The organism is Streptomyces sp. AK08-02, assembly GCF_033795085.1.
In the GTDB taxonomy this organism is placed as follows: Bacteria; Actinomycetota; Actinomycetes; order Streptomycetales; family Streptomycetaceae; genus Streptomyces; species Streptomyces echiniscabiei.
Genome location: NZ_JARAZV010000025.1, coordinates 102,501 through 125,612, shown reverse-complemented (window position 1 = coordinate 125,612; position 23,112 = coordinate 102,501). Strand labels below are relative to the sequence as shown.

Below are 23,112 nucleotides of genomic sequence, written 5' to 3'. Positions count from 1 at the left end.
CCCGGCCGGGGTACGCGGTGATCGGCCTCTCTGACGACAGGGCTGTCGAGCTGTCAGGGATCAGCGTTCCCCGGCTTCCCTTCGTCTCATCCGGGTTCTGATGTAGGCGGCGACCGCGACGACGACGAGAACCATGGCCGCGTCCTCGGCCAGCGTCCAGAGCGCGTCAGCGACGGAGTGACCGAAGCCGACCGCGGTCAGGAAGTGCGCGAGGGCGATGGCGAGGAGCATGAGGGCGAATCGCGACAGCGAGAACCCGCGCTTCTTCTTCTCTTCGTTTTCCATGGTCCTAACCCAGCCTTGATTTGATGACGTTGGTGATTCTGGTCACCAGCCCCGTGAGGTGAAGGTGGAGGCCGACCTTGGCGGCAACCTTGTTCTCGACCTTCTCCGCGGCCCTGGCGATGAACGACCTCGCCTTGCGCAGGAACGTCTTTCCGGTACTGGTTTTCAGGAACCTCATGGTCGCGCCCCCGAGGACTCCGCCGGCGAAGGCGGCGATGACGAAGTTACTGATCGCCTCACCCCAGGAGAAGCCGCCGTCCCAGCGTGTTTCCACGTAGTACGACACCGCCGACGACAGGCCGGTGACCATCGCGCTGCACAGGGCGAAGGCCACGGTGGCCACGGCCCCGCAGAAGACCTCGCCGACCGCCTCGATGCCGTATTCGGTGGCCCACACGGCCGCCTTGCACAGGCTCTTCTTGACCGGGTGCTTCCAGGAGGGGCACTGGCCGTTCAGGTCCTGGCAGTTGACCGGGTCGCCGTTGCAGTAGTCGTACGAGGTGGCGCTGCCGCCCGTGACCGGGTCGGTCTGGAGGAAACGGCCCGTCGTGGGGTTGTAGAGGCGCAGGCCCATCAGGGTCAGGCCGGTGGGAGTGTCGCTGGCCCGTCGGGAGCTGCCCTGCCAGCCGTAGCGGATCGCCGCGGTGGTGTTGCCGTACTCGTCGTAGGAGTAGGCCGTCGCCGTGGTCGTCGCCGTGGCCAGGGTGACCGCTGTGTCACCGTGCAGGTCCGCCAGTTGGAGGGTGACCGCTCCCGTCGCGGACGTCGTCGCGCCCAGGGCGCCACCCACGTCCGGGACCGAGCGGGTGACCGTGCCGGAGGAGTCGGCGGTCCAGGCCGGGCTGTCGGTGTCGTCGGCGTAGTGGTTGGTCGCCGTCGTACCGCTCGTCCATGTGGTGCCGCCGTCCGTGCTGGTGGCGTTGGCGGTGACCGCCTGCCGGTGCGCCGCGTCCAGGGTCCAGGTCTGCTTGGCGGTGCCGGTCGCCTCGCTGCGGGCCAGGTCGTCGGTGTAGTAGGTGAGTGTCGCGTCGGGGGTGGTCAGGGTGCGGCCGTACGCGTCGTACGTGTAGCCGGCGTCCGTGACGCGGTCCGCGCTGTCGTAGGTGTGGGTCGCGGTCGTGGTCGTCGTGGTGGTCGTGTCGGCGCAGTCCGCCGTGCTTGTGTCCGTCGTCAGCTTCGTACGGTCCCAGCTGGTGGCCGACGCGAAGGTGTAGGCACGGGTGGTGCAGGTCGCACCGGTGTCGTCCTGCGCCTCGGTCAGGCGGCCCGCCCCGTCGTAGGTGTAGGCGGTGCTGGTGGACGCGCCGTTGTTCTCGGCGTGGCCGGACTCCATGCCCAGGATCGTGTAGTCGGCCTGGTCGTCGAGGACGGTGGTGCCGGCCGAGTCGGTGTAGGTGCGGCCGGTCGGGGAGCCGATGGTGTCGTAGGTCTGGGTCAGGGTGTAGCCGCCGGGCAGGGTCTCGGCGGTCAGGTCGCCGTCGGCGTCGTAGGCGGTGGCCGTGAAGGTGCCCGCCGCCGAGTCGGTGACCTTCGCCGGGTAGCCCGTCGTGCTGTCGTAGGTGTACGTCGTGGTGGACGGCACGGAGTCGGTGACGGTCACCGGGCGGTTCAGGCTGTCGTACGCCGTCGTCGTGGTGTTGCCGGAGCCGTCGGCGTAGGAGATCTGGCGGCCGAGGCTGTCGTAGGCGTGGGTGATCGTCTGGGAGTTGGCGGTCTGGGTGGCGAGCAGACCGGTGGACGGGTCGTAGGCGTACGTGGTGTCGGGGGTGCCGGTGCCCTGGCCGCCGCTGATGACCTTCTTCGTGACGCGGCCGGCCGCGTCACGGCTGAAGGTGGTGGTGCGGGTCGAGCCGTTGGCGGTCTCCGTGAGGGTGTCGGGCTCGCCGAGTCGGTCGTACGTGTAGGCCTTGGTGACCAGCTCCGACGGGTTGGAGCCGCCGCCGGTGACGGCCGCGCCCGGGGCGACACGACAGGTGAGGCCGGCCCACTCGGGGCGGCCCTGGCAGGTGCCGGAGCCGGTCGCGGACCAGTAGGTGGTGACCGTCCGTGTGGTGGCGTTCTTGTCAGCGCCCGTGCTGGTGAGCAGGTTGCCGTCGCTGTCGTAGGTGTAGGCGGTGGTCAGGGCGAGTCCGGACGGGTCCGTGACACCGGTCAGTGGCAGGCCGGTCGTCCAGTCGTAGGTGCTGGTGTCCTTGGTCGTGTCGCCGTCGGCCGGGTAGCCGGTGACGGCCGCGCCCACGATGGTCGACGTCAGCAGGCCTGAGACGGTGGCGCCGCTCGGGCGGCCCTCGTCGTAGGCGTACGCCGTGTGCGCACGGGCCGGCACCTCGGTTCCTGCGGCCAGGTCGGCGTCGCTGGTACCGCCGGGCAGGGTGTGCTGGAGCGTGACGGTGTGCAGGGGGTCGTAGACGTCCGAGAGCAGCGTGGCGCCGCCGGTGCCGGTCGTGTACTGGGAGACGGTGGACAGCAGGTCGGCAGCCTGGGCGGGGCTACCGGCCCCCGCGATCGCACCCGCGAGGAGCGGGTCCCGGCTGGTGGTCGAGCCGAGGGCCAACTCCCGGTTTCCGGCGGTCAGTTCACGGGTGACGTCGCCGTCGCTGTCGTACTCCGTGGTCGCGAGATGTCCGCCCGGCACCGCGGTGTTGACCTCTCGGCCGTTGGAGTCGAGGTAGGAGATCGTCGCCGTGGTGTAGGCGCCGGAGCCGAGCGTGCTGCCGTCGTGCGAGGACGGCGTGGTGGCGGAGGCGGGGAAGACCGCCGCGCCGTAGACGGGGTTGTCGTGCTGGCCCCAGGTGGCGGTGGTGGCCGGGGCGAGCTGGTTCGGCGCGGACGTTCCGGAGACCGGGACGTCGTAGACGACGCTGGTGGTGGCGGTGCCGTCGGTGATGGAGGCGCTGCCCGCCTTCAGGGTCGGGCGGGACGCGGTCAGCAGCATGCCGTCGCCCGCGTCGCCGTTGGTGCCGACCTTGTCGTAGGTGAACGTCCAGGGCAGCTCGCCCGGATCGGTCTCGGTGGCCACGCGGCCCGCGCTGTCGTAGGTGTACGCCGTCTTCAGCGGGGTGCTCAGGCGTGGGTCCCAGGCCTCACGGAGGCGGCCCGAGGTGTCGTAGGCGTACTGGGCGACGGGGGTCGCGGTCGCGGCCGAACCACCGGGGGCCGTGGCCCACAGCTTGATCTGGCTGACCTGGCCCGCGTAGTCACCGAGCGCCGAGGACGTGGCCGTGGTGCCGGCGGCGTAGACGAACTCCAGGACACGGCAGTCGGCCGTGGACGGGGCGGACGCACAGGTCGTGGCGGACACCGCGCTGGTGGGCGCGATGACGTACTGCGGCTCGGCGAGCACCTCGCCGTCGGCGAGATGGACCGCGCGGGACGCCACGGTCGTGGTGTTCGCGCCGGAGTTGCTCACGGCGTACGAGGTGGCCGCCTGCCAGGTGGGCGCGGTGCCCGCCACCTTGCTGAAGGTGGTGACGCTGCCTCCGGTGTCCTTCAGCGTGTAGGTGTCGCCGGCGAGGGTCAGGGTGAGGTTCTCGGCGCCCGGCTCGGGGGTCCAGGCACCGGACGAGGACAAGGTGAAGCCGGTCTGGCCGCCGGTGGCGTCCATGACGGCGACCGAGGTGGTCGACGTCGGCCGCACATACGTCCAGTCGGACGTCGACGCGGTGATCCCCGACGTCCAGTTGGGGCCGAAGACGGCGACCTGGCCGCTCTGGCCCGCCCCCGCCAGCGGATCGCGGGAGGAGAAGGTACGGGTGATCGCCGCGCCGAACGCGCCGACGTCCGTCGCGTCGAGGCCGAAGTCGCCGGTGAGCAGGTTGACGGAGCCCGGACCGACCGCGCTGCTGGGCGCGTTGTCGGCCTTGCGGTCGATGGTGACCGTGGCCGGGTCGGTGCCGTAGGTGTTCGTGCCGTCCGTGAACAGCGCCCGCACCTGCACCGGGCCGTCGTCGGAGAGCTGGCTCGTCGCCGCCCAGGTGAGGTCGGCGGGGTTGGCGGAGGAGGCGAAGGAGACCGGCCAGGAGGACACGGCCGATCCGTCCTTGGTCACGTCGGCGACGGGGATCGGCTGCCAGCCGACACTGTCACCGATCCGGAACTGGTACGTCACCCCGGTGAAGGCCCCGGACTGCGTGGCCGACAGGGTCACGTCGTCGTCCGTGGTGTCACCGGTGACGGGGGTGACGAGACCGGCCCTGCCCACACCGAACGCGTAGGAGGTGGTGGAGGTGGAGACGTTGCCGCCCGAGTCGATCGTCCGGGCGTACAGGGTGTGCCAGCCATTGGCCGGGGTGATGTGGACGGTCAGCGGGTCTCCGCCGTTGCCGTCGGCCGTGTCGAACACCTTGTTCGGGACGGCCGAGTCGTCCAGTCCCCACGCGTAGCCCTGCCCGTCGCTGGAGGAGGTGTCGAGCGTGCAGGTGGCGCCGCTGCCGGACTTGTCCGTCCAGACACCGGAGGGGTACGCGTCGCAGGAGACGGTGGGTACGGCGGGCTTGGCGACGTTCGGCACGAAGTACACGTACGACGACCAGGAACCGTAGTCCGTGCCGTCGTAGCCGCGCACCCTCAACCGCAGGTGGGCGGCGGCCAGTTGGCTCGCGCTCGGAATGGTCAGCGTGGCCGTGCCGCCGGACGACACGGAGGACGAGGTGGCGGTGTACGAGTAGGTGGTGTCGGCGTAGGCCGGGTCGTTGGTGATCTCGAACTGCGCCTTGACCGTGGAGCCGTCGGCGTCCGAGACCTTCGCGGACAGGGTCGGCGTGTAGGTCGTCACGTACCGCTTGCCGCTGTACGCGTTGACGGCGGACGGCGACACGGCAGCCGAAGTCGGCTTCGTGGGGTACGAGTTGTAGGTCACGACCAGCTGGGGGGCGTACCCGGAGGTGGTGTAGTTCGCCGACCGGAAGCGGCGCCAGGTCGTCGGGTCGGTCTCGTCGGCGCTGCGCAGTTGGACTCCGTAGTTGGCGGAGCCGTCCGCCCACGCCTGCACGATGGGCTGCATGTTCCAGCTCGACCACGCCGCCGGGCAGGAGGAGGAGTACCCCCAGTGGCCGGTGTTGGTCGCCACGCCCGTCGTGGTCGTGGTCGGCTGTGCGGACCAGGTGACCGAGGACGAGGACCAGGAGGACGTGATCCGGCGGGCCTGCGTCGCGGCGCCGGACGTCGAACACGTCGACGAGTAGTAGTTGTAGAGCTTCATCGTCGCCGACGTGATGTCCGTCCCGGCGAACTTCGACACGTCGAACTTCAGATAGGCGCGGGCGACATCACTGCCGCTGTCGTACGTGCCCGACTTGAGCTCCTGCGACGAGACCTGGGAGTCCGTGTAGTCCGGCGTCTGCACCCAGGTGTCGGTCGTCACCGCGAGCGTGGTGGTCGGGTCGACGGTGACGGGGTAGGTCGCCGTGTCGAGGAAGTGGGCGTCAGGGGTCAGGACGAGCGTCTGCGTGCCGTCGTCGGCCGTCTCGACCTTCGTCGTGACCTGCTCCTGGTGCGCGGACTCGCCCGAGGCGGGGTCCTTGGAGGAGTCCCACATCATCGGGGCGGGGGCCTCGGCCACCAGTTTGCCGCCGGAGTCCTTCAGCAGCAGATGTCCCGAGCCGGCCTGGGCCAGCGTCAGGCCCTTGAGGTGCAGCGGGATCCGGTAGCTGACCGACCTGTCGGACGGCCGGCTGCCCAGCGTGACGTTCTCCGAGAAGCCCTGCGCCAGGGCGGTCGCTGTCAGGGTCTGACCTTCGCCCAGGTCGTACGAGGCGGTCGCGTCCTTCACGGTGGGGGTGGGGAGCTTGTCCGTCCAGCCGACGCCGAAGGATCTGCCACCTTTGGTGACCGACGCGAGGTCGGTGTCCCCACCGTCCGACACCGCGATGTCCGCGGCGGCCACCTGCGGCTCCAGATCAGCTCCGGTGTCGGCGAGGCTGGTGTCGATGTCGTGCCAGGCGCCGTCCTCCTGCACACGGATCGGGCCCGCGTAGGCCTCGGTCCGCATGCTGCCGTCCGGCAGCGCGTACGTCGTCGAGTCGGTCGTACGTTCCGACAGGACCTCGATCTTCCGGTTCTGCAGCCGCGCCGTCAGCTGGGCCGAGGTGGCGTCCTTCGCCTCTGCCGCGCCGTACCGCGCCTTCGCCGGCCGGTCGGCCGCGGCGGACGCGGACGTCGCGGCGCCGGCCTTCGCGGTCCCGCTGCCCGGCAGGGCCACGGCCGTGCCGCTGCCCGAGAGTGTCAACGCCGCCTCGGCGACCAGGGCGGCGGCGGCCAGGATGCCTATCGCACGTCTGCTGGAACCGGGTCTCGCGAATCCGCCCCATCTGCTGGGTCTGCCGGATCGTGACTTGCTGCGCACGGATGTCCCCCGCGATCTCTCTGCCGATGATGCTTGTGCCGTACCCGACGCATGCGACGCGCCAGGAGCAGGAGATCTTTACATCGCCCTCACAACGGACCTGGGCGGTGACTGTACGTATCGTCAAGTTCAGGTATTGACATCGAAAAGAAGCCATCCAGAGATACGGAGATGAAAACGTTTCAGGCATCCAACAAAACCTGACATTCACCGACATCCCAGCCACTATCGCCCTGTCAACCAGGGCGTTTCGCCCTAGCCCCAACGGCTCATTCTTGATCGACGCTTTACGGAAATTGGTCTTAAGCAGGCAAGAAACGGACAGCTGGTTTCCAGACACCAAATCTCACGCTGCGTCAGAACCGGACGGGTTCGGCCCACATGGATCGAGCAAATCGATCCGAGCTACGGCAACTTGGGCACGGCGCCCAGACGGGCCGGGCGGGCCGGGCGGGGAACCCGCTGCCCCCGCGGGCGCGTCCCTCGCAGACATGGGACAACGCGCACAGGCCGCCGCGGGATGTCTGACCGTCACCCTCGGGGTGTGCGCCGGGCTGACCGTGTGGGTCGTCCGGGCGCAGGGGCGGGTCCGGCGCTTCGAGCAGGGCCCCGACTGGAGTGTCTTCTACGCCGAGCTGCCGTTGCTGTTCCTCGCCGGCATCGCCGCAGGCCTGGCCGGCTGGGCCGCCGTGCAGGGACTCGGGGCGCGGCGCAGGTCCCGACGCCGGTCCCGGCTCTGAGGTCGGCTCGGCTCAGAGCTCGACGGGCAGCCCCTCCAGCCCCCTGATCACGAAGTTCGGCTTCCGCACCGGCTCCGCCGCCAACCCCAGCCCCGGCGCCCCCTCCAGCAGCGCCCCCATCGACGCCGCCAGCTCGATCCGGGCCAGCGGAGCCCCGATGCAGTAGTGGATGCCCGCCGAGAAGGAGATGTGCGGGTTCTCGGGACGCGCCAGGTCCAGTGTGCCGGGGTCGGTGAAGACCGCCGGGTCGTGGTTGGCCGCGCCGAAGAGGAGCGCCACCTCACTCCCCCTCGGGATCACCGTGCCGTCGATCTCGATGTCGTCCAGCACCCAGCGTTCGAAGAGCTGGAGCGGGGTGTCGTAGCGCATCAGCTCCTCCACGGCGGAGGGGATCAGGGAGGGGTCCGCGCGCAGGGCCGCCAGCTGGGCCGGGTTACGGAACAGCGCCCACCAGCCGTTCACCGTCGCGTTGACCGTCGCCTCGTGGCCCGCGTTGAGCAGGAGCACGCACGTCGAGATCATTTCCTGTTCCGTCAGGCGGTCGCCCTCGTCGTACGCGGCGATCAGGCCCGAGATCAGGTCCTCGCCGGGCTTCTCGCGGCGGGCCGCGATCAGGTCCCGCAGATACTCCGTGAACTCCTCCGACGCCCGTACCGCCTTCGCCGCCGTCTCCTCGGACGGGCTCAGCTCGTACATGCCGCAGATGTCCGCCGACCAGGGGCGCAGCGGGGCACGGTCGGCCTCCGGGATGCCCAGCATCTCCGCGATCACCGCGACCGGCAGCGGCTCCGCCACGTCCGTCAGCAGGTCGCCGCCGCCCGCCTTCACGAGCGCCGACACCAGGTCGCCCGCCAGCTGCTCCACGTACGGCTTGAGGCCCTCCACCGTGCGCGGGGTGAACGCCTTCGACACCAGGCGGCGGATACGCGTGTGGTCCGGCGGCTCCAGGTCCAGCATGCCGTGGTCGTTGAGGGTGTGGAACGGCTCGTGTTCCGGCGGGGGTGCCGTGCGGCCGAAGTCCTCGTGGGTGAAGCGGTGTTGGTATGTGCGGCCCAGGCGGCGGTCGCGCAGCAGCGCCGAGACGTCCGCGTGGTGCGGGACCAGCCACTGGTTCGTGGGTTCGTAGAACACGACCCGGCCCCGGGCCCGCAGTTCGGCGTACGCCGGGTACGGGTCCGCGACGAACGTCGGGTCCCACGGGTCGAAAGCGAGGTCAGAAGCAGCTGCCATGCACGGACGCTAGCCCGAGCCACCCCCATCTGACCAGGGACGTCCCACCGTACGGCGACACGGGCCGCCCGAGGACGGAGTTCGGCTCCCCGTCGGCGAACCTTCTCCCGTGGGCTCTTGACCCGCCCGGTGATCCCCGGCTTAGGGTGGCCGCCCCCGAACAGGAGTGCCCACCCATGACCAGCCTGTACGTGCGGGAGATCACGCGGGAGGAGCATCTGGCCCACCTGCGGCTGTCTCCCGACGCGAGCCATCTGCAGATCCCCGAGTGGGGCGGCGTGAAGCCCGACTGGCTGCCGGAGAGCGTCGGCTGGTTCGAGGACGAGGCGATGCCCGTGGGCGGGGCGATGGTCGCGGCGGCGCTCGTCCTGTACCGGCCGCTGCCCGGGACGCGGCGCTATCTCGCGTACCTTCCCGACGGGCCCGCGATCGACTGGCGGACCCCGCGTCTGGAACGCTGGCTTGACCCGCTCGTCGCCCACCTGGAGCGGATCGGGGCGTTCTCGGTACGGATAGGGCCACCCCTGGTCGTACGTCACTGGGACTCGGCCACCGTGACAGCCGGCCTGGCCGACCCCGGCGTACGGCATCTGCACGATCTTCCCCCGGCGGACATCGACGGGCGCGCCCTCGACGCGGGGGAGCGGCTGCGGAGGCTCGGCTGGCGGCCGTGCGCGGAGGACGACGGCAGCGGTTTCGGCCTCGGCCAGCCCCGCTACGGCTGCCACATCCCGCTGGCGGGGCGCACGGTGGACGACCTTCGTGAAGCCCTCGCCCCGCACTGGGAACAGTCGTTGGTCACTTCCGAGCGGGCGGGCGTCCAGGTCCTGTGGGGCTCGGACGCCGACCTGCCCGACTTCCACCGCCTCTACACGGCGACCGCCGCCCACGACGGCTTCAAGGCCCGCCCGGCGGACTACTTCCGACGCATGTGGCGGGCCCTGAACGAGGAGGACCACGACCGGCTCCGCCTCTATCTCGCCGAGTACGAGGGCGAGGTGCTCTCCGGCGCCCTCATGATCAACGTCGGCTCCCGCGTCTGGCACTCGTACGCCGCGTCCGGCCGCTACGGGCGCGAACTGCGGCCCAGCAGCGCCCTGTTGTGGCGCATGCTGTGCGACGCCCGGGCGGCGGGCGCCGAGACCTACGACCTGCGTTCCATCACGCCCGTCCTCACCGAGGACCGTCTCCTCGGCCGGCTCCGCTTCAAGACGGGCGCCGGCGGCCGGGCCGTGGAGTACCTCGGGGAGTGGGAACTACCGGTGGGCACCCAGGGCCGCATGCTGCAGCGGGCGCTGCGCGTGTACCTCGGACGCAGATGACCCGCCCCGTCCCGCCCCGCCTTGTTCCTGCTTGTTCCTGCCCTACCCCGGGGTCACCAGCCGTGCCTCGTAAGCGAACACCGCCGCCTGCGTACGGTCCCGCAGGCCGAGCTTCACCAGGATGCGGCTGACGTGCGTCTTGATCGTCGACTCGGCGACCACCAGCCGCCCGGCGATCTCCACGTTCGACAGGCCCTGCGCGATCAGCACGAGCACCTCGGTCTCCCGGTCCGTCAGCTCGCCGTACGCCGCATGCGCGCCCGCCATGACACGCGGCGCCTCGGAGAGTTTCGAGAACTCCGTGATCAGACGCCGGGTGACGGAGGGGGCGAGGAGAGCCTCGCCGGCCGCCACCACCCGCACCCCCTCCGCGAGTTGGTGTGCCGACGCGTCCTTCAGCAGGAAGCCCGACGCGCCCGCCCGCAGCGCCTGGTACACGTACTCGTCGAGGTCGAACGTCGTCAGCACCAGTACCTTCGCCGTGTCGTCCGCCGCGACGATCTCCCGGGTCGCCTCGATACCGTTGAGTTCGGGCATCCGGATGTCCATCAGGACGACGTCCGGGGCGAGTTCACGCACCTGGTCCACCGCCTCGCGGCCGTTCACCGCCTCGCCGACGACCTCGATGTCCGGCATCGCGTTCATCAGCACGGAGAAGCCCTCGCGGACCATCATCTGGTCGTCCGCGATCAGTACGCGGATCACAGGGACGCTCATGCCTCTCCCGCTCCGCTCTCGTCCGCGACGCTCGGGACGCTCGCGACCGGGAGGAAGACCGTGACCTCGTAACCCCCGTCGGCCGCCGGGGCCGTCGTCATCTCGCCGCCGAGCATGGAGACCCGCTCGCGCATCCCCGTGAGGCCGTGCCCCGCGCCCTCCGTCGGCGTCTGCTTCACGAACGACACCTCCGCCGCAGGGCCGTTGACGATCCGCAGGCCCAACCCGCCCAGCACATAGCTGATTTCGACCCGTGCACTCGCCCCCGGCGCGTGCCGGAGCGTGTTGCTCAGCGCCTCCTGCACGATCCGGTACGCCGACAGCTCGACGCCCTGCGGGAGTTCGCGTACCGCGCCCGTCGCCACCTTCTCCACGCCCAGACCCGCCTCGCGCACGTTGGCGAGCAGCCTGTCGAGGTCGGCCAGGGTGGGCTGCGGGGCGTCGGGAGCCTCGTAGTCCTCCGCGCGTACGACGCCCAGGACCCGGCGCAGTTCGGTGAGGGCGGCCACCGCGTTCTCGCGGATCGTCGCGAAGGCCTTCGTCAGCTCCTCGGGCGGGTTCTCCACCCGGTACTGCGCCGCCTCCGCCTGGATGGCGACGACCGACATGTGGTGCGCGACGACGTCGTGCAGCTCACGCGCGATGGTCGTGCGCTCCTCCAGCAGGGTGCGCTTGGAACGCTCGTGCGCGGTCACCGTCTGCTGGGCGGTCACCTCCTGCTCGGCGGCCCGGCGCACCAGCAGCACGGTCACCACGAGGAGTGCCAGCGCGGAGAGGAAGAGGAAGGGCAGGGCGTTGCTGTGGAAGTAACGGCCTCCGAAGAGGCCCTCGGCGGCCATGCAGTACACCGCCGTCAGCGTCCACATCCAGGCGGCCGTACGCGGCCGGGTCCGGGCGGCCACGACCGTCAGCACCACCAGGTGGGCGACGAAACTCGCGGGCAGCAAGGGCCAGTCGCCGCTCCCGTAGTAACGGTCCGCGTCCTGGCCGATCGTGGCGACGAGCGGGATCGAGGCCAGGGAGAACCAGAAGGCCCCGACCGGCCGGACCAGCGTCAGCAGGATCGGCCCCAGCGAGAAGAAGGTCATCGCCAGCGCGAGCAGCATGTCCCCGTGGTCGCCTTCGACGGAGACGAGCACGGCCAGCATCCCGGCCGCGCCCACCAGGGCGTGCCGCGACCAGACCGCGTACGGGCGCAGCCGCCAGGGCAGCACCCGGGCGATCCCGCCGGGCTTGATTCTCGGGGGCAGCGGGCGGTAGGCGAGGGGGTCGTCCAGCAGGTCCGCGCGCAGCCCTGCCAGGGCGTCCATGGCCAGCCGGAGCTCGGGGCTGCGCGACAAGAGCCCGTCGCCCGCCGTCCTCGGCTCGGGTTTCGTCTGCGTGGAGGTCGTCTCAGTCACATACGGAACGGTAGAAGGCGGGCGGGTCACGGTCGTCAGCAGTGAGAAGGGTTCTTCGCCGTCCGTCTCAGGTACTACGACGGCTGCCCCGAGGACGACCTCACCACGCGAGCTGAGCGATCTCCTCCGCAACCACCGCGCACGCGTCCGCCACCGGGTCGATCAGCGGGAAGTGACCGACGTCCGCCAGCAGCGTCACCCCGACCACCTCCCCGGCCTTCGCCGCCGCGTCCGCGTACGACTCGGCGACGATCTCCGGTACGACCGTGTCGGCGCGCCCCTGTACGAGGGTGGTCGCGATACCGGTGGGCAGCAGCAGCGCCGGGTCGGCGTAGGGCTGACGCTCGGCGAACTCCCCTTCCCCGCACAGGAGTTGACGTACGGCACCGGAGCACACGTCCAGCTTCTCGGCGACGCCGAAGTCCGCGATCGGGGCGAGGGCGACAATTCCGCGCAGCGGGGCGGGACGGGCCAGGAACCAGGGCGCGTCGGTGGGGAGGAGGTGCCGGGCGGAGGCCCACAGGGCCAGGTGCCCGCCCGCCGAGTGTCCGGTGACGACCATGCGGCGCGGGTCGGCCTGCGGGAGGTGGGCCGCCGCGAGTGCGGGCAGGGCGTCCAGCGCCGCCGCGACGTCGTCGAAGGTGTCGGGCCAGCGCCCGGCCACGGCCGGGTCGTCCGTGCCCCGCCGGTACTCCACGTTGGCCACGGCGAACCCTCGCCGGGCCAGGAACCCGGCGAAGGGCGTGATGTGTCGGCGGTCGTACGGCGCCCGCCAGGCACCCCCGTGCACGACGACGACCAACGGCGAGCTCTTGGCGTCCGGCAGCGACCGGGGGCCCTGCGGGGCGTAGAAGTCGATCACCTGGTCGGGGTGGTCGCCGTACGCGGCGGTGGCGTCGTGCTCGACGGGCGGGTGCGAGAAGGCGGACCGCTCCTCTTCCGCCGCGCGCGCGGCCACGGCATCGTCCGGCATGCTCCAACCCCTCAGCGACGAAACGGATTTGGCGGACCGGGAAGAAACACGGCCGTTGTCGGGACGCTATCAGGCCCGGTGGGGCCCGCCGACACGCGGATGTCGCGCTCAGTGAGGGCCGAACGGTTCTGCCGTACTCGTCCCCGGCCCGGCCGACCTGGCACAACACGACCGGGCCGCGAGTGGCGCGGCCCGGCCCGGTCGTGGTGGGCGGTCGGCGGGCTCGAGAAATCAGCGGGGGTGGATCACGCCTGCCGCGGCCGGGTCCGTCAGCCGGCCACGACCTCGCCCAGCACCCGGGCCGCCCGCTCCACGTCCGCGAACCCGACGTACAGCGGTGTGAACCCGAACCGCAGTACGTCCGGCCGCCGGAAGTCGCCGACGACGCCCCGCTCGATGAGCCGCGCCAACACCTCCCCGGCGTCCGAGCACCGCAGCGCGATCTGACTCCCGCGCTCGGCATGCGCCTCCGGCGTCACCGACTCGACGCGCCCCTCCGGGACGTACTCGTCGACGCACTCCAGGAAGAAGTCGGTCAGGGCGAGGGACTTGGCGCGTACGGCGTCGATGTCGACCCCTTCCCACACCTCCAGCGCCGCCTCCAGGGCGAGCATCGAGAGGATGTCCGGCGTCCCGACGCGCCCACGTGTCGCACCCGGGGCTGGGGCGTACTCGGGCCGCATGCCGAAGGGGTCGGCATGTGAGGTCCAGCCGGGCAGGGGCGAGTCGAACCGCTCCTGGTGCGCCTGGTTCACATACAGGTAGGCGGGCGAACCGGGCCCGCCGTTCAGGTACTTGTACGTGCACCCCACGGCGAGGTCCACCCCGTGCTCGTCCAGCCCGACCGGCAGGGCGCCCGCGCTGTGGCACAGGTCCCAGACGGCCAGGGCGCCGGACTTGTGGATCGCGGCCGTGAGGGCGGGCAGGTCGTGCAGCCGGCCGGTGCGGTAGTCGACGTGGTTGAGCAGGACAGCGGCGGTACGCTCGCTCAACTCCCGCGGTACGGAGCCCGGTTCGAGCGCACGCAGGGTGCAGCCGGTCATCCGGGCGGCGGACTCGGCGATGTATCCGTCGGTGGGAAAGGTGTTGGCGTCGACGAGAATCTCGTCACGCCCACCCCCCGCCAGCCTGACAGCCCCCACAAGTGCCTTGAAGACGTTGACACTTGTCGAGTCGCCGACGACGACCTGCCCGGCCGCCGCACCCACCAGCGGAGCGATACGGTCACCGATCCGCTCGGGCGCGGTCCACCATCCGCTCTCGTCCCAGGACCGGATGCGCAGCTCGCCCCACTCCCGGCGCACGACGTCGTCGAGCCGGCCGGGGACGGACGCGGGCAGCGCGCCGAGCGAGTTCCCGTCCAGATAGGTGACACCGAAGTCCAGCACGAACCGCTCCCGCACCTTGGCGAGTTCGTCGCGTGAGTCCAGTGCCTGGGCGACCTCGGGCTTCGAGGGCAGCAGCTTGGGGAGAGGCAGCTCAGACATGGGACCTCGCCGTCCACAGCTCGGGGAACACGTTCTTCTGCGCCCGCTTCTCCAGCCAGGCCACTCCGGCGGAGCCGCCGGTACCGGCCTTGGCGCCCATCGCCCGCCGGGTGGCGACGAGATGGTCGTTGCGCCAGCGCCACACCAGCTCGGCGACGTCCGTCAACGCCTCGCCGAGGCGCGCGAGTTCGGCCTCGGGATCGCCGGAGTACAGGGCGGTCCAGGCGGCCTCGACCTCGGCGGAGGGCTCGTACCGCTGGGACACGTCCCGCGACAGGACGGCGTCAGGGACGGCGTACCCGCGTCGGGCGAGCAGCCTCAACACCTCGTCGTACAGGCTCGGTTCGTGCAGCGCCTTCTCCAGCTCGGCGTACACGCGCGGTGCGGCCCGATGGGGCACGAGCATCGACGCGGACTTCTCGCCGAGCAGGAACTCCATCCGCCGGTACATCGCGGACTGGAACCCGGAGCCCTCACCGAGGGCGGCGCGATACGAGTTGAACTGGGCCGGGGTGAGCTGGGCGAGGGGACGCCACGAGGCGTTGAGGGCGTCCAGCTCACGCACGGAACGCTTGAGCGCGGCGACGGCGGTGGGCACGTCGTCCCCGCGAAGGGCCTTCGCGGCGGTCTCCCACTCGTGCACGATGACCGTGAACCACAGCTCCATGACCTGGGTGGTCACCAGGAAGACCATCTCTCCGGGGTCGTCGGAGAGGGTGTGCTGGAGGTGGGTGAGGACGTCGGCCTGTACGTAGTCCTCGTAGGGGGTCGTACCGGCGAAGTCGAGATGCGGGGTCTCGGGCTCCGGAGCCTCGGGGGGCTGGGCCTGGAGGGACATCGCTGTCTCCTGTATTACTCAGGGTAGCGGTCCGCCCCTGCCGAATTCCGACACGGGGGCCCCGGTCCCCGGGGCATTGAACACAATCGTGCCCCGGATCCGCAAGGCCCGCATGTCCACGGACGGGCCTTGCGGACAGCCGTACTCCCCTGTTCACCGAACCACCCACACACCCCTTACATACTTTTGTACGATCACCGAACGCGAGGTGGGGGCCGGGGCGGAGGGGCGTGGATGGACGACAAATCAGGTAGACGCAGAGCGACTTGGCGGCTGGGGACCGCGGTGTCGGTCGTTGCGGCGGCCGCGATGCTCAGTGGCTGCGGTTCCGGGGACGAGAGAGCGGCCGGACCCAGCCCGTCGGCGTCCGACCGGTCCGCGACACCGACGGCGTCCGGCTCTCCCTCGGCTCCTTCAGCTCCGTCGTCCACACCGGCCACACCGGGCACGCCGTCCGCTGGTGGTGACGCGTCGTCCCCGGCGCCGTTCCCGGTGGACGCCGCCCGGGTGCCCCGGACGCGGCAGGAGGCCGAGAAGCTGGCGGCGGCTGTCGCGCTGCGACCGGCGGAGTGGGGCGGGGACTTCCGGGCTCAGCAGCCGGCGGCGAGTACTCCCGGCACCGTCGCCGTCCTCGACGAACAGTGCCGATGGCAACGCCGGGCCCTCCCCAAGGGAGTCCTGGCCTCGCGGTCCCTCTACAGCGAGATTCCCGGCAGCGGAGCCAGGGGCGAGGTCAAGGTGACCGCGTCGGTCACTGTGCACACCACGGTGCTCGACGCCGACGACCAGTTGTCCACCACACTGGAGGAGCCGTTGCGCTGCCGGGAGCAGCAGGTCCGTACCGATGAACGAATCTCCGGGCTCATGTCGGTCGGCAGTCCGTACGGCCAGGGTGGTAACACCTACGCCGACGACGAGGTCGTGGAAATGGGTTCCTACCTCACCGGGAACAGCGAGCAGACGTATCGCTGGCAGGTCGCCCGGCTCGGCACGGTGGTCGTGACCACGTCGGTGAAAGGCGCCAGGGGTTACTCGGTCGACGAGTTGTCCCAGTACGTGTCGCAGGCCCTCAACACGATGCTCGACCGCGTGAAGTCCGAGCTCGGAGGGAAGAGCTGATGGAGCCGCTTCGTTCGTCCGATCCCGCGCGTATCGCCGACCATCGCCTGCTCGGGCGCCTCGGCGCCGGGGGCATGGGCGTGGTGTACCTGGCACGCACGCCGCGTGGCGCCCTGGTGGCGCTGAAGGTGCTGCTCGCCGAGTACGCCGAGGAGCCGGGCTTCAAGGACCGGTTCCGCCGCGAGGTCGAGGTCGCCCGGCAGATCAACAACCCCTGGGCGGTGCCGCTGGTGGACGCCGACGCGGACGCGGAGGCACCCTGGCTGGCGACCGCGTACGTACCCGGCCCGTCCCTGGGCGAGGCGGTGACCGCGTACGGGCCCCTGGCGGAGCACGGGCTGCGGGTGCTCGGCGCCCGCCTGGCCGAGGCGCTGAGCGAGGTGCACCGGGCCGGGCTGGTCCACCGGGACCTGAAGCCGGGCAATGTGCTGATTGCCCACGACGGGCCACGGCTCATCGACTTCGGCATCGCCCGGGCGCCGGAGGACACGACGCTCACGGCGACCGGGGTGGTGGTCGGCACGCCCGGCTATCTGTCGCCCGAGCAGGCCCAGGGGCTCGGTGCGGACGGCGGTATCGGGCCGGCGAGCGACGTGTTCTCCCTCGGGTGTGTCCTGGCCTTCGCGGCGACCGGCCGGGCACCGTTCGGCAGCGGAGCGGTCGACGCCCTGTTGTACCGGGCCGTGCACGACCCGGCGGACCTCGACGGGGTCCCGGCGGGGCTGCTGGAGGTGCTGGGCCGCTGCCTGGAGAAGGATCCGGCCCGGCGACCGGACGCCCGGGAACTGGTGCGGGAGCTGGCCGCCGACAGCGACGCCCAGGACGTGGAGACGGCAGGGACGGCAGGGACGGCGGCGGCATCCGAGTGGCTGCCCGAGCCGGTCACCCGGCTGATCGCGGAGCGATCCGCCGCCGCGCTCGCGCTGCCGGACATCGAGCACACGCTGGCGCCGTCCGACGCACCGCCGGGCTCCGGGCCCGCGGAGCCCGACACGAGCGACACGAGCGAGACGTCCGAGTCACCGGAGCCACAGGACGCCCACCCCGCCGGCCGACGCCGCTTCCTCCTGCTCGCCGGTGGCGTCGCGGCGCTGGGTGCGGTCGGGGGCGCGGCCTGGTGGGCGGTCGCCCGGGACAACGACTCGGGAGACGACAGCCCCGCCGTCGCCGCGTCGCCCCGGCGCCCGGTGCACACCCTCGCGCTGCACGGTGACCTCACCGGACCCCAGCGGGAGACCGGCAAGGCCCAGGAACGCGGACTGCGGCTGGCCGTCGCGGAGTTCAACGCGCGCGCCGACTCCCCGTTCACCGTGAAGGTCAGGGTTGTCGACGACGCGGGCGATCCGACGGCCTCGGCCCGGCTCGCCACGGAACTCACCGACGATCAGGCGATCCTCGCCGTGGTCGGCCCGACCACCGACGCCACGGCGCAGGCGGCGCTCGCGAAGTACGACACCGGGCTGCTGCCGGTCGTCGCCGTGTCCCCCGGCGGGATGAGCCTCCTCATCCAGGGGTTCCGCTCCTTCCTGCTCGGACGGCTGCCCGACTCGGTGCTTCCCCTCTACGTCAGCAACTACCTTCGCGGGACGGCCCGTTCACGCAAGGTCGGCATCGTCCTCGACCGCCCGGCCGGCAACTACGGTTCGGAACTGGTCAGTTCCCTCAGCAACACGCTCAACAGCGTGCAGCAGCCGTCGGTTCCGGAAGTGGTCAGCGCGATGCACCGCGACTTCGGCAGCACGGTGGACTCGATGCTCTCCGCCGGCGCCGACTCCGTGTTCTTCGCCGGTCTGCCCGACCGGGGGGCGTTGATCGCCGAGACCTTGCGCAAGCGTGCCTTCAACGGCGCACGCGTGTCCGGCCCCGCGCTGCTCGACGGACGGTTCCTGACGGAGGCTCAGGAAGCGGCCGAGGGCTGGGCGTTGGTGGCTCCGGTCATCGACGCGACCCAGAAGCCCGAGGCGCAGAAGTTCGCCGCGGCCTACCGCGAGCGCTGGAAGGAGGCGCCGCCCCGGTACGCGGCGGAGGCGTACGACGTGACCGGGATGCTGCTGAAGGCCCTGGCCGGGCTGCCGGCGAAGGACCGTACCCGGACGAAGCTGCTCGAGGCCGTGCGGGCGGGGAAGTACGAGGGCATCACGAAGGCGTTCGCCTTCCAGGCCACCGGCATGATGGTCATCGACGGCACCGGCGGCTTCCTCTGGCGGGTCGAGCAGGGCGACTTCGTGTACGGCGGTCCCGCGCCGCTCACCGTCTGATGGAGCCGCTGCGGACCGGCGACCCGTCCCGGCTGGGCCGCTACCGTCTGCTGCGGCGACTGGGCGCCGGCGGCATGGGGGTCGTCTTCCTGGCCCGGGCGCCGGGCGGAGCGATCGCCGCGGTGAAGGTGGTCCGGTCCTCGTACGCCGAGGAGGCGGGCTTCCGGGCCCGGTTCCGCCGTGAGATCGAGGCCGCCCGGCAGGTGGACAGCCGGTGGGTGGTCCCGTTGCTGGACGCGGACGCCGACGCGGAGACTCCGTGGCTGGCGACCTCGTACGTGCCGGGACCCTCGCTCGCCGAGGCCGTGGACGCCTTCGGGCCGCTGTCGCCGGCTTCCGTGCGGGTGCTGGGTCAGCGGCTCGCCGAGGCACTGGAGTCGGTGCACGGGGCCGGTCTCGTGCACCGCGACGTGAAGCCGGGCAACGTCCTGCTGGCACCGGACGGGCCACGGCTCATCGACTTCGGCATCGCCCGTGCGCCGGAAGCCACCGCGCTCACCTCCAGCGGCGTGATCGTCGGCTCGCCCGGCTTCCTGTCGCCCGAGCAGGCGCAGGCGCGGGGCGGCGAGATCGGCCCGCCCAGCGACGTGTTCTCGCTGGGGTGTGTGCTGGCGTACGCCGCGACCGGCGTGCGGCCGTTCGGCGGCGGAGGGGCCGCCGGCATGCTGCTGCGCACCGTGTACGACGAACCGGATCCGACGGCGATCCCGGACGACCTGACGCCCCTGGTGAGGGCGTGCCTGCACAAGGATCCGCCCGCCCGGCCGTCCCTCGCCGAACTACGTGAGGCGCTCACGGAAGGAACGGAACCCGAATCCGCCCAGCGCTCGGGCTGGCTGTCCGCGCCGGTCACCCGACTGATCAACGACCGGTCGGCCGCCGTACTCACCATCGGCGAGATCGAACCGACCCAGGTGTCCGCACCCGCGTCTTCGTCGGCATCGGCATCGGCATCGGCATCGGCATCGGCATCGGCGAGCACGGTGTCGCCGGAGGCAGCGACCCTGACGGCCGTCACCGCGACCCGGCCCCCGGCCCGAGGCGTCGGCCGCCGGAGCTTCCTGCTCCTCGGCTCGACGGCGGGAGTCCTGGCGGCGGGCGGCGGCGGGGCCTGGTGGTGGAACACCCGTCCGGTGGCCGGGGCGGCCCCGCCGTCTAAGGAGAGCCCACGTACCGAACTGGTCGTGGCGTTCCACGGCGATCTGACCGGGCCCCGGCGCGAGCGCGGGAACGCCCAGCTCAACGGAGCCCGGCTGGCCGTGGCACAGATCAACGCCAAGGCCGACCACCCCTTCCGGCTGAGACTGCCGACGCACGACGACGGCGGCGACCCCAAACGGGCCGGCGAGCTGGCCGGCCGGTTGGTCAAGGACACTGCGGTACGCGCCGTACTGGGACCCACCACCGACGCCTGTTTCCTCGCGAGCGAGGTGACCTACACCAAGGCGGTGATGCCCGTCGTGTCCGTCTCGGTGGGCGCCGACACCCAGAACTCGACGATCGGCACGAACACCTTCCACTCGCACGCGGCGCTGCGCCCCACCGACGGGCTCCTCGCCGCTCCCTGCGTCCGCTACCTCAGCAACCACGTCGACGCACGTCAGGTGCTCCTCGTGGACGACCGGGCGCAGGGCGACTTCGCCTGGACCCTGTGCGACCAGGCCGGGCGGGCACTGCGCCAGGCCAACCGGGACTCCACGGTGACCACCGTCGCCGCCGGGAAGATCGACTACGCGTCGCTCGCCGCCCAGGTGATGTCCGCACGCGCCGACGCGGTCGTGTTCACCGGCGACGCGGCACGCGCCGCCGGACTCGCGTCGGCACTGAGCACCGCCCGGTTCAAGGGAACCCGGCTGGCGACGGAACGGGCCTTCGACCCGCGGTTCCTCGAATCCGCGAAAGCCGCCGCCGACGGCTGGGTGTTCGTCACCTCCTTCACCGACCCGACGGCCCGACCGTCCGCCCGTGCCTTCACCACGGCCTACCGCGCCCGCTACGGCACCGACCCCGGCTGGTACGCGGCGGAGGCCTACGACGCCGTGATGTTCCTGGCGGCGGCCTGCGTCAAGGACGGCGCGGCGGTGACGGAACGGGGTGCCATCGCGCGCCGGATGCCCGAGATCACGTACTCCGGGATCAGCCGGACCGTCAGGTTCGAGAAGGGCTACGGCTACAACCACGACGCGATGTTCGAGTTCCGGGTGACCGACGGCGCGTTCCGGTACCTGGGGCAGTACCAGGAGGCGGCGGTTTCCTGAGCGGACAGCGAACAGCGTTCAGAGTCATCAGAGTCAACTGACAGACTGCTGGCATGAACCTTCACGAGAACCTGCTCGGCGGACCGCCCCCCACCCACCTTCCGGAGAACACCGAGGCGTACCGGATGCTGGAGGAGAAGTCCGCCTCACCCGCCGAGGTCGCGGCCGCCCACCCCACCTTCTCGCTCGCCTGGGCCCTGCTCGCCGAGGACGCCTTCGAAGCCGGCCGGACAGTGGAGTCCTACGCGTACGCCCGCACCGGATACCACCGGGGCCTCGACGCCCTGCGCCGCTCGGGCTGGAAGGGCCACGGCCCCATCCCCTTCAGCCACGAGGCCAACCGCGGCTTCCTGCGCTGCCTGGCCGCCCTCGCCCGCGCGGCCGACGCCATCAACGAAACCGAAGAGGCGGCACGCTGCTGGCAGTTCCTCAAGGACAGCAGCGAGGAGGCGTACACCGAGCTGAAGCGGTAGCCACCGCCGGCACCCGTAGCCCGTCCGCGTTTGACGGCACCGGCCGGCATTTCCAGCCCGTCCGGCGTTTGAGGACAAGGCCCTTCAGGCCGAAGGGGGGTCTGGGGGCACAGCCCCCAGCGGCCGGTCACCCGACCCCTCCCCCACCCCCGCCCCCACCCCCTCCAACGGCGGAGCCGTAACGCAGCTGTGCGTCCGGCACTCCGGACTCGCACACCCCGCCCCCGGCCTCCGCACCGTCGCGAACGCCAGCCCCGACCCCACCGCCAAAACCCCCGCACACACGACCATCGCCCGCCCGAACGCCGCGTCGAACAACGCCCCCGACCGGTACGCCTCCGCGCCCATCCCCGTGACCAGCGGCAACGCCGCCACCGCCACCAGGCCCGCCGCCCGCGCCGCCGCGTTGTTGACGCCGCTCGCCAGCCCCGCCCGCTCCGTCCCCACCGACGCCAGCACGCTCGACGTGAGCGGCGCGACCAGTGTCACCAGGCCCAGCCCGAGCACCAGCACGGCGGGCAGCACATCGGCGACGTACGACGCCCCCGGCCCCACCCGCAGCATCAGCAGCATCCCCGCCGCGCACAGCAGCGGCCCGACCGTCAGCGGAACGCGTGGGCCGATCCGCTCCGCCAGCTGCCCCGAGCGCGCCGACAGCAGCAGCATCAGGGCGGTCGTCGGCAGCAGGGCCGTACCGGCGCCCAAAGCCGAGTAACCGGCCACCACCTGCAACTGGAGCGCGGAGAGGAAGAAGAAGCCGCCCAGGCCCGCGTAGACGCACAGGGTGACCAGGTTGACGGCCGTGAACTGGCGCGAGGCGAAGATGTCCAGCGGCGTCATCGCGTCCTGGGCGCGCCGCCGCTCGACGTACACGAAGGCCACCCCCACCGCGACCCCCACCACCGCCGCGAGGACCACGACCACGGAACCGGACCTGGCCTCGATCAGCGCGTACGTCACCAGAGCGAGCGCCAGGGCCCCCAGGACCGCGCCGAGGACGTCGAAGCGCCCGTGAACGGCACGGCCGTCGCCGGACTCGGGAACATGACGTACGGCGATGGGGACGCAGAACAGCGCCACCGGCACGTTCAGCAGGAACACCCACCGCCAGCCCGGACCGTCCACCAGCCAGCCGCCCAGGAAGGGCCCCACGGCCGCGCCGATGCCCCCGAAGCCGGACCACAGCCCGACCGCCCGCCCCCGGTCGTCGGCGTGGAAGGAGGCCTGGATGATGGCCAGGGAGCCGGGGGTGAGGAGCGCGCCGCCGATGCCCTGCAGGGCGCGGGCGGCGACGAGGACACCGGCGTTCGGGGCGAGGCCGCAGAGCAGCGAGGCGACGGCGAACCACACCACGCCGACCACGAAGACCCTGCGGCGGCCGTACCGGTCCCCGAGCGAACCGCCGAGCAGGATCAGCCCGGCCAGCGTCAGCATGTACGCGTTGACCGTCCACTGGAGGGCGGCCAGATCGGCGTCGAGGTCGCGGCCGATGCGTGGCAGCGCGACGTTCACGACGGTCGAGTCCAGCAGGGCCATGCTGGAGCCGAGGACGGTGGTGAGGAGGATCCACCTGCCCTGGGGCGAGGCGAGGCGTACGTCCGACATGACCCAGGTATACAGCGAGCCCGGCGCTGGAGACAGCCGCCGGGCTCGCGGAAAACCCAGCTCT

16 protein-coding genes are annotated in these 23,112 nt (G+C 71.5%); 7 read left to right on the top strand and 9 right to left on the bottom strand.

Going from position 1 to position 23,112, the window contains the following annotated elements:
- Window positions 1-60 precede the first annotated feature (60 nt).
- Complete coding sequence (locus tag PV734_RS40285) at window positions 61-285, bottom strand: hypothetical protein (protein ID WP_319092837.1); 225 nt, start codon at window positions 283-285, stop codon at window positions 61-63.
- Between the two features lie 4 nt (window positions 286-289).
- A complete protein-coding gene (locus tag PV734_RS40280) occupies window positions 290-6,628 on the bottom strand; it encodes a DNRLRE domain-containing protein (protein ID WP_319294386.1) in 6,339 nt (2,112 codons plus the stop codon).
- 491 nt (window positions 6,629-7,119) lie between these two features.
- Between PV734_RS40280 and PV734_RS40275 the strand changes: the two genes are divergently transcribed.
- The gene (locus PV734_RS40275; protein WP_319092839.1) at window positions 7,120-7,368 is read left to right on the top strand and encodes a hypothetical protein; all 249 of its coding nucleotides are present in this window, start codon (window positions 7,120-7,122) and stop codon (window positions 7,366-7,368) included.
- A gap of 12 nt (window positions 7,369-7,380) precedes the next feature.
- Here the strand turns inward: PV734_RS40275 and PV734_RS40270 are convergent, their stop codons facing one another.
- A complete protein-coding gene (locus tag PV734_RS40270; RefSeq protein WP_319294384.1) occupies window positions 7,381-8,598 on the bottom strand; it encodes a cytochrome P450 in 1,218 nt (405 codons plus the stop codon).
- A 176-nt stretch (window positions 8,599-8,774) separates the two neighbouring features.
- On the opposite strand from PV734_RS40270, the gene PV734_RS40265 reads away from it, so the two are divergent.
- Entirely contained in the window at window positions 8,775-9,920 is a 1,146-nt protein-coding gene (locus PV734_RS40265; RefSeq protein ID WP_319092841.1) for a lipid II:glycine glycyltransferase FemX, read from the top strand.
- Between the two features lie 42 nt (window positions 9,921-9,962).
- Here PV734_RS40265 and PV734_RS40260 read toward each other — a convergent pair whose 3' ends face one another.
- The 5 genes from PV734_RS40260 to PV734_RS40240 all read right to left on the bottom strand — a co-directional run bounded on the left by PV734_RS40260 (window position 9,963) and on the right by PV734_RS40240 (window position 15,335).
- Window positions 9,963-10,637, bottom strand: a complete 675-nt coding sequence (locus PV734_RS40260; protein ID WP_319092842.1) for a response regulator transcription factor — start codon at window positions 10,635-10,637, stop codon at window positions 9,963-9,965.
- A complete protein-coding gene (locus tag PV734_RS40255; RefSeq protein ID WP_319294382.1) occupies window positions 10,634-12,037 on the bottom strand; it encodes a sensor histidine kinase in 1,404 nt (467 codons plus the stop codon). The genes PV734_RS40260 and PV734_RS40255 overlap by 4 nt, the downstream gene beginning before the upstream one ends.
- A gap of 100 nt (window positions 12,038-12,137) precedes the next feature.
- Window positions 12,138-13,010 (bottom strand): alpha/beta hydrolase, encoded by an 873-nt coding sequence (locus PV734_RS40250; protein ID WP_319294380.1) that lies wholly within the window; start codon window positions 13,008-13,010, stop codon window positions 12,138-12,140.
- Between the two features lie 269 nt (window positions 13,011-13,279).
- Window positions 13,280-14,497 (bottom strand): kynureninase, encoded by a 1,218-nt coding sequence (kynU, locus tag PV734_RS40245; protein ID WP_319294378.1) that lies wholly within the window; start codon window positions 14,495-14,497, stop codon window positions 13,280-13,282.
- Entirely contained in the window at window positions 14,490-15,335 is an 846-nt protein-coding gene (locus PV734_RS40240; RefSeq protein ID WP_319294376.1) for a tryptophan 2,3-dioxygenase family protein, read from the bottom strand. Before PV734_RS40240 ends, kynU begins: the two co-directional genes overlap by 8 nt.
- A gap of 266 nt (window positions 15,336-15,601) precedes the next feature.
- Between PV734_RS40240 and PV734_RS40235 the strand changes: the two genes are divergently transcribed.
- The 5 genes from PV734_RS40235 to PV734_RS40215 are packed head-to-tail and all read left to right on the top strand — an operon-like array spanning window position 15,602 to window position 21,443.
- Window positions 15,602-15,802 (top strand): hypothetical protein, encoded by a 201-nt coding sequence (locus tag PV734_RS40235; RefSeq protein WP_319092848.1) that lies wholly within the window; start codon window positions 15,602-15,604, stop codon window positions 15,800-15,802.
- Between the two features lie 40 nt (window positions 15,803-15,842).
- Window positions 15,843-16,454 carry a hypothetical protein gene (locus PV734_RS40230; RefSeq protein ID WP_319092849.1) on the top strand — a complete coding sequence of 204 codons (612 nt, stop codon included), beginning with the start codon at window positions 15,843-15,845 and terminating at the stop codon, window positions 16,452-16,454.
- Entirely contained in the window at window positions 16,454-18,712 is a 2,259-nt protein-coding gene (locus PV734_RS40225) for a bifunctional serine/threonine-protein kinase/ABC transporter substrate-binding protein (protein ID WP_319092850.1), read from the top strand. The genes PV734_RS40230 and PV734_RS40225 overlap by 1 nt, the downstream gene beginning before the upstream one ends.
- On the top strand, window positions 18,712-20,970 hold the full coding sequence (locus PV734_RS40220; RefSeq protein ID WP_319294374.1) for a bifunctional serine/threonine-protein kinase/ABC transporter substrate-binding protein: 2,259 nt from the start codon (window positions 18,712-18,714) through the stop codon (window positions 20,968-20,970). Before PV734_RS40225 ends, PV734_RS40220 begins: the two co-directional genes overlap by 1 nt.
- A gap of 53 nt (window positions 20,971-21,023) precedes the next feature.
- Window positions 21,024-21,443 (top strand): DUF3151 domain-containing protein, encoded by a 420-nt coding sequence (locus PV734_RS40215; protein ID WP_319092853.1) that lies wholly within the window; start codon window positions 21,024-21,026, stop codon window positions 21,441-21,443.
- An 84-nt stretch (window positions 21,444-21,527) separates the two neighbouring features.
- Here PV734_RS40215 and PV734_RS40210 read toward each other — a convergent pair whose 3' ends face one another.
- Window positions 21,528-23,048 carry an MFS transporter gene (locus tag PV734_RS40210; protein WP_319294371.1) on the bottom strand — a complete coding sequence of 507 codons (1,521 nt, stop codon included), beginning with the start codon at window positions 23,046-23,048 and terminating at the stop codon, window positions 21,528-21,530.
- Window positions 23,049-23,112: the final 64 nt, after the last annotated feature.

Excerpts from the sequence above, each read along its gene's own strand:
- PV734_RS40285 (WP_319092837.1), bottom strand. The coding sequence starts at position 285 with ATGGAAAACGAAGAGAAGAAGAAGCGCGGGTTCTCGCTGTCGCGATTC.
- PV734_RS40275 (WP_319092839.1), top strand. The coding sequence starts at position 7,120 with ATGGGACAACGCGCACAGGCCGCCGCGGGATGTCTGACCGTCACCCTC.
- PV734_RS40270 (WP_319294384.1), bottom strand. The coding sequence starts at position 8,598 with ATGGCAGCTGCTTCTGACCTCGCTTTCGACCCGTGGGACCCGACGTTC.
- PV734_RS40265 (WP_319092841.1), top strand. The coding sequence starts at position 8,775 with ATGACCAGCCTGTACGTGCGGGAGATCACGCGGGAGGAGCATCTGGCC.
- PV734_RS40260 (WP_319092842.1), bottom strand. The coding sequence starts at position 10,637 with ATGAGCGTCCCTGTGATCCGCGTACTGATCGCGGACGACCAGATGATG.
- PV734_RS40250 (WP_319294380.1), bottom strand. The coding sequence starts at position 13,010 with ATGCCGGACGATGCCGTGGCCGCGCGCGCGGCGGAAGAGGAGCGGTCC.
- kynU (WP_319294378.1), bottom strand. The coding sequence starts at position 14,497 with ATGTCTGAGCTGCCTCTCCCCAAGCTGCTGCCCTCGAAGCCCGAGGTC.
- PV734_RS40240 (WP_319294376.1), bottom strand. The coding sequence starts at position 15,335 with ATGTCCCTCCAGGCCCAGCCCCCCGAGGCTCCGGAGCCCGAGACCCCG.
- PV734_RS40225 (WP_319092850.1), top strand. The coding sequence starts at position 16,454 with ATGGAGCCGCTTCGTTCGTCCGATCCCGCGCGTATCGCCGACCATCGC.
- PV734_RS40220 (WP_319294374.1), top strand. The coding sequence starts at position 18,712 with ATGGAGCCGCTGCGGACCGGCGACCCGTCCCGGCTGGGCCGCTACCGT.
- PV734_RS40215 (WP_319092853.1), top strand. The coding sequence starts at position 21,024 with ATGAACCTTCACGAGAACCTGCTCGGCGGACCGCCCCCCACCCACCTT.
- PV734_RS40210 (WP_319294371.1), bottom strand. The coding sequence starts at position 23,048 with ATGTCGGACGTACGCCTCGCCTCGCCCCAGGGCAGGTGGATCCTCCTC.